This window comes from Flavobacterium sp. GT3R68 (assembly GCF_007109225.1).
Lineage (GTDB): Bacteria > Bacteroidota > Bacteroidia > Flavobacteriales > Flavobacteriaceae > Flavobacterium.
Genome location: NZ_VJZK01000002.1, coordinates 460016 through 469175 on the forward strand (window position 1 = coordinate 460016; position 9160 = coordinate 469175).

Annotated in this window: 3 protein-coding genes and 1 rRNA gene; 2 read left to right on the forward strand and 2 right to left on the reverse strand. The window is 40.3% G+C overall.

Annotated features, from left to right (window positions below):
- Positions 1-13: 13 nt before the first annotated feature.
- On the forward strand, positions 14-595 hold the full coding sequence (locus tag FNW07_RS06495) for a tRNA-(ms[2]io[6]A)-hydroxylase (RefSeq protein WP_126745216.1): 582 nt from the start codon (positions 14-16) through the stop codon (positions 593-595).
- A 125-nt stretch (positions 596-720) separates the two neighbouring features.
- On the opposite strand, the gene FNW07_RS06500 is transcribed toward FNW07_RS06495, so the two are convergent.
- A complete protein-coding gene (locus FNW07_RS06500; RefSeq protein ID WP_126745217.1) occupies positions 721-4206 on the reverse strand; it encodes a T9SS type A sorting domain-containing protein in 3486 nt (1161 codons plus the stop codon).
- A gap of 722 nt (positions 4207-4928) precedes the next feature.
- On the opposite strand from FNW07_RS06500, the gene FNW07_RS06505 reads away from it, so the two are divergent.
- Positions 4929-8462, forward strand: coding sequence for a reprolysin-like metallopeptidase (locus FNW07_RS06505; RefSeq protein ID WP_126745218.1), 3534 nt, complete (start codon positions 4929-4931; stop codon positions 8460-8462).
- A 478-nt stretch (positions 8463-8940) separates the two neighbouring features.
- Here the strand turns inward: FNW07_RS06505 and rrf are convergent.
- A 5S ribosomal RNA gene (gene rrf, locus FNW07_RS06510) occupies positions 8941-9050 on the reverse strand.
- Positions 9051-9160: the final 110 nt, after the last annotated feature.

The window sequence follows — 9160 nt, forward strand, 5'->3', positions numbered from 1 at the left end:
AAAAAACAAAAAAATGTTAGGATTAAAATTAGCCACAGACCCACGTTGGGTAAACATCGTTGAATCCAACATAGAAGAAATTCTGACCGACCATGCCTGGTGTGAGCAAAAAGCAGCTTCCAATGCGATATACATCATCATCAACAATTCAGAAAAAGAAGAATTGGTGACCGAAATGACCCGAATTGCGCTTGAAGAAATGGAGCACTTCCAGATGGTACATGATATAATCAAAGAAAAAGGGCTCACCCTTGGGCGGGAACGCAAAGACAATTATGTAAGCGATTTGGTGAAATTTGCCAAAAAAGACGGAAGCCGTAATGATGCTTTAGTTGAACGCTTACTTTTTGCGGCTATGATTGAGGCCAGAAGTTGTGAAAGGTTCCGGGTGCTTTCGCTTAATATAAAAGATGTCCAATTGGCACAATTTTATCACGAATTAATGGTTAGTGAAGCCGGGCATTATACCACATTTATAAATTTTGCCAAACAATACTCTGAAAAAATAAATGTTGATAAACGCTGGCAGGAATGGATTGAATTTGAAGGATCCATCATAGGGAACTACGGAAAAAACGAAACCGTTCATGGATAAAAAATCAAAACCCATTTAGTGTTAGGTTGGCTTATTTGAAGCGGCCTCAAATTTGGCCATTTAAATTTATATAAAAACAAAAAAGGCTGTCCGAAAAGACAGCCTCTTTTTTAATTAAAGATTATTTATTTACGAGACATCGCTTTTTTAATAGTGACCCCTTTATTTGTAATCACTTTTATAAAATACATTTGCACTTCATTGTGAGATTTAACATTTAAAGTTACTTCTTTATTTAAGTATGGGTTTGGGTCATCATAACTCATCAGCATTTTTCCCTGTGCATTCAATATTTCTATTCTAACATCAGTTTTATAATTGAAATCGTAACGAATAGTGATATTTTCTTTAAATGGTACTGGGTATATTGAGATATTAACAATTGGTTCATGTACAACATCATTAGTAGCATGAGTTCCATGTAAAGGACAACCTGAATTATTAAGAGCATCCAATTGGCTTGCTAAGATTCCGGGACTTGTTCCTCCCGCTAAATATGCCGCATTAACAGCATCGATTACCGCTTGAGGATTACCAAAATAAGGTCCAGGATAATCCACTTCATCGCTACAAGCGTTCAGTAAAGCCGCTACTCCCTGACGTGCTAAATTATAAATACCACCTCCGCCCAAATTCAGCGCTTGCAGTAAAGTTAAATTAGCAAGATTGGATGGTGCATTTACAAATACCGCACCAAACCTCATTGAAGTGGTATATTGTGAACACCATCTGTTTGTATGGTTTTTCCAGTAACCTAAAGTACATCCTTCGTTTCCTGTACAGTTTGTTGGCGCTCCTACAGTTGCTCCTGAATTTGCAGTACAATTACTCGCATCAGTTATTACTACGGTATAAGTTCCAGCTGTTAATCCACTCAGATCTTCAGTTGTTGCACCATTATTCCACAAATAAGAATATGGTGGTGTACCGCCGCTTACTGTTAAGGCAATAGAACCATCGTGAGACGCACAACTTTCAGCTGTTGGTGTTGCTGATCCAGCAAGCGCTGCGGAAGGGGCGCTAATAACTGCCTGATTCGCACCTCTACAACCTCCGGCTGTACCATTAGTATCCGTAATCACTACATCATATGTACCTGCAACTAATCCGGATAAATCCTGATCATCAGCTTGACCTGCCGGAATAACTCCTCCATTAGAAGCTGTCCATGCATAAGTATATGGTGGTGTTCCTCCCGACGGACTTAGATTAATTGATCCCGTTGCGGCTCCAAAACACAACACATCAACATCGCTGATGGTGCTTGATAAAGCTGCGGCTGGTTGGCTAATCACGGCTTGATTCGATGATCCGCAGCCTTCGGTTGTACCATTGGCATCGGTAATCACTACATCATAAGTACCTGCAACTAATCCCGATAAATCCTCATCATCAGCCTGACCTGCCGGAATAATACCTCCATTAGATGCTGTCCATGCATAAGTATATGGTGGTGTTCCTCCCGATGGAGTCAAATCAATAGATCCCGTTGCGGCTCCGTAACACAATACATCAACATCGCTGATAGCACTCGATGAAGCTGTGCCGGGTTGACTAATCACCGCCTGGTCCGTAGCACTACAGCCTCCGGTGGTACCATTAGCATCCGTAATCATTACATCATAGGTACCTGCAACTAATCCCGATAAATCCTGATCGTCTTCCTGACCTGCTGGAATAGCGCCTCCATTAGAAGCTGTCCATGCATAAGTATATGGCGGTGTTCCTCCGGATGCAGTCAAATCAATCGATCCTGTTGCGGCCCCGAAACACAAGACATCAACATCGCTAATTTGACTTGATAAAGCTGCGTTGGGCTGACTAATCACCGCTTGATCCGTAGCTCTACAGCCTCCGGTAGTACCATTGGCATCCGTAATCACTACATCATAAGTACCTGCAACTAATCCCGATAAATCCTCATCGTCTTCCTGACCTGCCGGAATAGCGCCTCCATTAGAAGCTGTCCACGCAAAAGTATATGGTGGTGTGCCTCCTGAAGGGCTTAAATCTATCGATCCTGTTGCGGCTCCGTAACATAAGACATCAACATCACTTATAGTACTAGAAAGTGCGGCATCTGGCTGAGTAATAGTATTTTGACAACCAGAATTGATATCTGGTATCGGAGTTTGATCCACGCTATCAGTAATCACAACCAGATATGTTCCACCACTTAACCCAGTGAAGGTATACGTTGCGAAGCTTTGATTGGCATCATTATCAACAGCAGGACTAGTCGCTACCGCTTGACTCAAATCGGAAGTGTCGTAAAGATAAAAAGTGTAAGAAGGAAATCCGGCAGAAGCTACAGCTGTAATCGAACCCGTGTCACCAAAACAAGCTGGATTAGTTGTGTCAGTTATTTCACAGACAGGAGCACAAGGATTTGACACGGTAAATGCCGCTGTTACTGTATCGGTTTGTCCACAAGAATCTGTAACTGTCCATGTAACTGAGGTGATTCCACCGGTAAAGGACGGCGCTACAGGATCGGTCGGACTGGCCGGATTTGTTATAGCTACTGTGTAAGGAGGAGTCCCTCCACTTGCCACGGGTGCTACAGCTAACCACGTATTAAACGCAGTATCAATTGCAGCCTGAGCTGCCGTCGCACTAACTCCACATAGAGTAGTAGCACTGCCTGGATCTTTCGTGATATCAGGTAATATCAAAGAGTCTTGGCCTATGACAGTACCAAGAACCGAAACCGTACAATCATGCGAGTCCGTAACCGTTACATCATAAGTACCGGCAACTAATCCGGATAAATCCTGATCGTCTTCCTGACCTGCCGGAATAGCTCCATCAGATGTAGTCCATGCATAAGTATATGGTGGAACTCCGCCAACTGGTGTCAAATTGATGGAACCAGTCGCACTTCCATAACATTCTGCATCTACTTGTGTTACAGATGCATTAAACGGTGGGTCAATATTAATATCTGGATTGTTCCAGCAATATTTACCATTTGGATTATTTGCCAACGTTACAGGGCATTCACCATTAGCAGCTGTCCAAACTAATAGAATATCTGTTAATACAAGGGTACTGCCGCAAGTAAAAGTAAGTTGGCCCGCAGCCAAGTCTTGTCCACCCCCCGTTTGGTCTGAATTTTTAAGAAGTGGGCCAAAACATTGAGAAATGTCATGCAACACTTGTCCGCCTCCGGCTAAGGTTTCCACTACGGTACCACAAATCGCTAAATGCCTGCCACCACTTTCTGTTTTATGGTTAATTCTGATAGTAAAATCAGCAGTGACACTAGATGTTGCTGTACAAGTATTACAGGGAATTCCGGTATCTATACTGGCAGATAAAGTTTGAATATCATCTGCGGGGCATTTACCGGGTTCAAACGCATCAGTTAAATCACGTAAATCCGCTTGCTGAGCAAATGCGAAATTAATGGATAACCCGGAAAGTAAAAATAGTAAACAAATCGACGAAACAGTTTTCAAGCCTTTCGTATAGTTCAAAGTAAGATTTAAATCAGAAAATGTGTTTTTTAATAAATTTTTTAAAATGCAATCCACAAATACCCGCACCGAATGGATTAAAGAGCGATTTGCCCATTGGGAATTCTCACGATAGAATAATAATTTTTTCATAATAAGATGGTTTTAAAGCCATATTACCAATAAGAAAATATAAGGATAGATGGGACATAAAATTTAAATTGAAAACTTCTGCAAAGAAGAATCTCAAAAGTTAAACAAAGTAAAACCCCTAACTAATAGAAAAAGCGATGGTGTGGAATTGGGTGCGGAAACAAAATTAAATTGAAAAATCTCCCGAAAAAAAACTGTATAAGTTAAACATAATAAAAACCCTGAAGTAAAACCAACAATATGATGTTTTGGCGAAAACTTACGTAAAGTTACTGATTTTTAATTAGTTACAAATAAATACTATTTAAATAAAATGGTAATTTGATGTTAAACATTGTATCAATTCACAGCCTTCACAATCAACAATAGTACGATACTGCTAGCTACAGCTGTCGAAATTGGCTACCCTTCCTGTGGCTATGTTGTATTAAATATTAGACAAAATATTTTTACCTTCATTTGATAAACTTTTAAAATTAATTTTTGCAATTATTAAAATTTTCTCGCTGTTGACCATAATAATATAAGTTTATATAGCCTCAAATAATTGATAATGATAATATTACAGAATTGTTTTATTAATTCTATCTTAAATAATATGCGCTATAGCGTAAATCTTATAAATAGAAAAAAAACGTGTATTTCATCGATTTTTTTGTTGTTTTCACCGATAAATTAATTTAACACTTTAATTTTGAGGCAGTTAACAAAGAATACCTTTTATGAAAAAATTAATTTGCGCAGCCTTATTATTTATCAGCACCTTCGCAATTGCTCAAAGCAAAAATGATTTATGGAAAAAAAGTGATGCAAGAGAAACTTCTGGAAAAATTACTAAATCACACTTGCCACAAAAGAATACTTTCGATTTAGATTTGCCCGAAATGAAAAAGATGTTGGGCAAATCTCCTAACAGAGAGACTTTCAACACCACCTCCAATACAATCATTACATTACCAAATGGAGAAGGTAAAATGGAAAGCTTCAAAGTTTACGAAAACACCGTTATGGCTCCGGAATTAGCAGCCAAATATCCAGATATTAAATCCTATGTAGCTGTTGGTGTGGACAATCCCAATGCCCGAGCTTATTTCAGCTGTTCAGCTTTAGGATTCAAATCCATGGCCTTGTATCCAAATAAGGAAACTGTCTTTATCGAACCTGTAAGCTCTGACAACGCAACCTATACTGTTTATAAAAAATCCGATAAGGAAAGCACATTGGATAAATTTGAATGTGGTGTTATCGATACTGAAATGAAAACTTTTAGACAATCGACCAATACCTTTGCTCGTGGCGCTGATGATGGTAAGCTTCGTACTTTCAGACTGGCAGTATCCTGTACCGGAGAATATGCTGCTTATTTCGGTGGGACCAAAGCTTTAGCCTTAGCAGCTATGGTTAATACTATAACTAGATTGAATGGTGTTTTCGAAAGAGATTTTAGCGTGAGACTAGTTCTAATAGCTAATAATGACTCCGTTATCTACACCTCGGCAATAACAGATCCATATACTGATGCCTCAACATACTGGGGATCACAACTACAATCTAACCTGACCGCCGTTATTGGAGAAGCAAATTATGATATTGGTCATTTATTTGGAGGAACTACGGCTGGCGGAAATGCAAACTGTATCGGATGTGTTGGTATAGATGGATCTAAGGGTAGCGGTTATACAGGCAAAAGTATTCCTTCAGGAGATAGTTTCGACATTGATTATGTAGCTCATGAAATGGGACATCAACTGGGCGCAACCCATACCTTCACTTATAGAACTGAAAGTGAAAACACCTCACAAATGGAGCCCGGAAGTGGTTCAACTATCATGGGCTATGCGGGACATGCCAGCTATAATCTTCAATCACATTCCGATGATTATTTCCATGCGATCAGCATCCAACAAGTAACCGATAATATCAAAACTAAAACTAGTGCTACAGTTATCTCAACTGGCAATGCCACTCCAATAGTGAATGCCGGAACTGATTATACCATCCCAAAAGGGACCCCTTTCATGCTGACAGGTTCTGCAACAGATGCTAATAATGACAACTTGACTTATACCTGGGAAGAAATGGATTTAGGAACTGCCACCACCACATCTCCAATTTCTACAGCTACTACAGGTCCTATTTTCAGATCTTATCTGCCAACTACTTCTCCAACCCGATATTTCCCTACTATGAATTCTATTCTAACTGGATTGACTTCAACTCCCAATTCTCCAGTAAGCGCAACATTCAATGTGGAAACTTTACCAGGGGTTGCCCGTATATTAAGCTTACGTTTAACAGTTCGTGATAACCGCGCCGGAGGTTCTGCCAACAACACCGATGATATGGTTGTAACTGTGAATGGAATTGCCGGACCTTTTACCGTAGATACGCAAAACACTGTTGTATCGTATGCCGCCGGTACCTCACAGGTGATTAGCTGGACTGTTGCCGGTACGAATGCAAATGGAGTGAATTGCGCCAACGTAGACATTCTATTATCAACCGATGGTGGGCAAACATTCCCAATCGTTTTACTCGCAGGAACGCCTAACGATGGTGCACAAAGTATTGTAATCCCAAATATGCCAGGAGCAACTAACCGAATCATGGTTAAGGGTAGCAACCACATTTTCTTTGATGTAAACAATGCAAACTTGACTATTACCGGCTCAGGCTCCGCCGATATTACGGCGCCAACAGCTTCAACGCTTTCTGCTTCAGGAACTACAACTTCAGGCACTAATTTGTCTTGGACTGTGGCTACTGATAATACAGGAGTTACCGGTTACAACATTTATCAAAACGGGGTGCTGACAACAACTACTACCGCTACATCGTTAGCTGTATCCAGTTTATCGGCTTCAACTACTTATACTTTCTATGTAAAAGCAAAAGATGCTACTGGAAACGTATCAACAGCAAGTAACACTGCAAACGTCACAACTTTAGCTGCTGCAGACACTACAATTCCAACGGCTTCAACGTTGTCTGCTTCGGGAACTACTACATCTGCAACCAACTTATCATGGTCAGCGGCTACAGATAATGTGGGTGTTACCGGTTATAACGTATATCAGAACGGCGTGCTGAAAACAACTACTACCGCTACAACGTTAGCTGTATCCGGTTTATCGGCTTCGACTACTTACACTTTCTATGTAAAATCTAAAGATGCGGCGGGAAACGTATCATCACCAAGTAACACTTCAAACGTAACAACTTTGGCTCCTGCTGCAGACACTACGGTTCCATCGGTTTCAACGTTGACTGCTTCGGGAACTACTATAACTGCAACTAACTTATCATGGTCAGCGGCTACAGATAATGTCGGTGTTACCGGTTATAACGTTTATCAGAATGGTGTGCTGAAAACAACTACTACCGCTACAACGTTAGCAGTATCCGGTTTATCGGCTTCAACTACTTACACTTTCTATGTAAAATCTAAAGATGCCGCCGGAAACCTATCCGCTAACAGTAACACCGTTAACGTAACCACGTTATCAAACAGCGTTACTTATTGTAATTCAACAGGAAGTACTGCCAGAGAATTTATTAATCGTGTCCAATTAGGTTCCATCAACAATCTTTCAGGGAATAACAACGGATACGGCAATTACACTGCGTTTTCAACCAATTTATCATCAGGTTCTACAGCCTTAATGACCATAACTCCGGCATGGAACGGTATGTCGGCCAATGAAGCTTATTGTGTTTGGATCGACTATAACCATGATGGAACTTTTGGCCCTGATGAACTTGTTTTCAGCCAATCAAAAACAAAATCTACATCTGTAAGCGGCAGCTTTATCATTCCTTCTACAGCAGTATCAGGAATTACCCGAATGAGAGTTTCAATGAAATATAATGCTCCACCGACAGCCTGTGAAACGTTTACTAACGGAGAGGTGGAAGATTATACTGTTAACATTATTACAGGAGCCACTGCCAAACCTGAAACTGATAATGAAAATGTTGGTGAATCTGTAAAAGTTGATGATTCCGAAACAGAAAATAAAGAAGTTAGCAGACCGGCTTTCAAATTGTATCCGAATCCCGTAAAAGGTGAAACATTAAATTTCTCAGGTTTTGAAAGTAATACTTCATATACAATCTATAACCTGACCGGACAGCAAGTGGCAAATGGCGACACCGACAACAAATCAATTAATGTAGGTGCACTAACGTCCGGAATCTATATTATTCAAGTTACTGATGGTGCATTGGTTCGTACTAAACGCTTTATTAAAGAATAAAAGGATCCTTCAACAATTCTTAATTATAATAAGCTGTCCGAAACTGGGCAGCTTATGGTATTTAATACATATTCGATTACTTGTCGCTTAAAAATTACCAAAAGCACTAACGTATCCCCGCAACGCACGGGATATTCAGGAGAAGAAAAACCAATTTGAACTATAGCATCGCCTTTTTAGTGCGTGCCCACAAGGGTCGGGCTTTATGCTGTATCCACGCCAAAAAGCGTGGGATGCCGCTGCAATCCCTCACGCGAACAACATTTAAACAAGAAATCCCCATCAAATATCTTGATGGGGATTTCTTATGTGCATTATTTTTAAGACAAAAAACCCGTTTCTTACGAAACGGGTTTTAAAAAGACTCGAGGCTTTTGCCGAACTGGCGAAGCAAAGGCGACGACCCGAAGGGCATAGCCCGAACTGCGTCGCACCTGTAAAAACAAAAAGCCTGTCTTTTCAGACAGGCTTTTAAAAAGAAAGGCGACGACATACTCTCCCACATAACTGCAGTACCATCTGCGCAGGCGGGCTTAACTACTCTGTTCGGGATGGGAAGAGGTGAGCCCCGCCGCAATAACCACCTTAAGGTTGTTACAATTGCTTTGGGCAATCATTTGCAATAAATATCAATTTGAATTGACAGATAAATGCAATAATATCTTAACATACTGAGATAAAGAAAAAAGTATTTGATT

Bases quoted from the DNA above. Each gene is read 5' to 3' on its own strand.
- FNW07_RS06495 (WP_126745216.1), top strand. From the start codon at position 14: ATGTTAGGATTAAAATTAGCCACAGACCCACGTTGGGTAAACATCGTT.
- FNW07_RS06500 (WP_126745217.1), bottom strand. From the start codon at position 4,206: ATGAAAAAATTATTATTCTATCGTGAGAATTCCCAATGGGCAAATCGC.
- FNW07_RS06505 (WP_126745218.1), top strand. From the start codon at position 4,929: ATGAAAAAATTAATTTGCGCAGCCTTATTATTTATCAGCACCTTCGCA.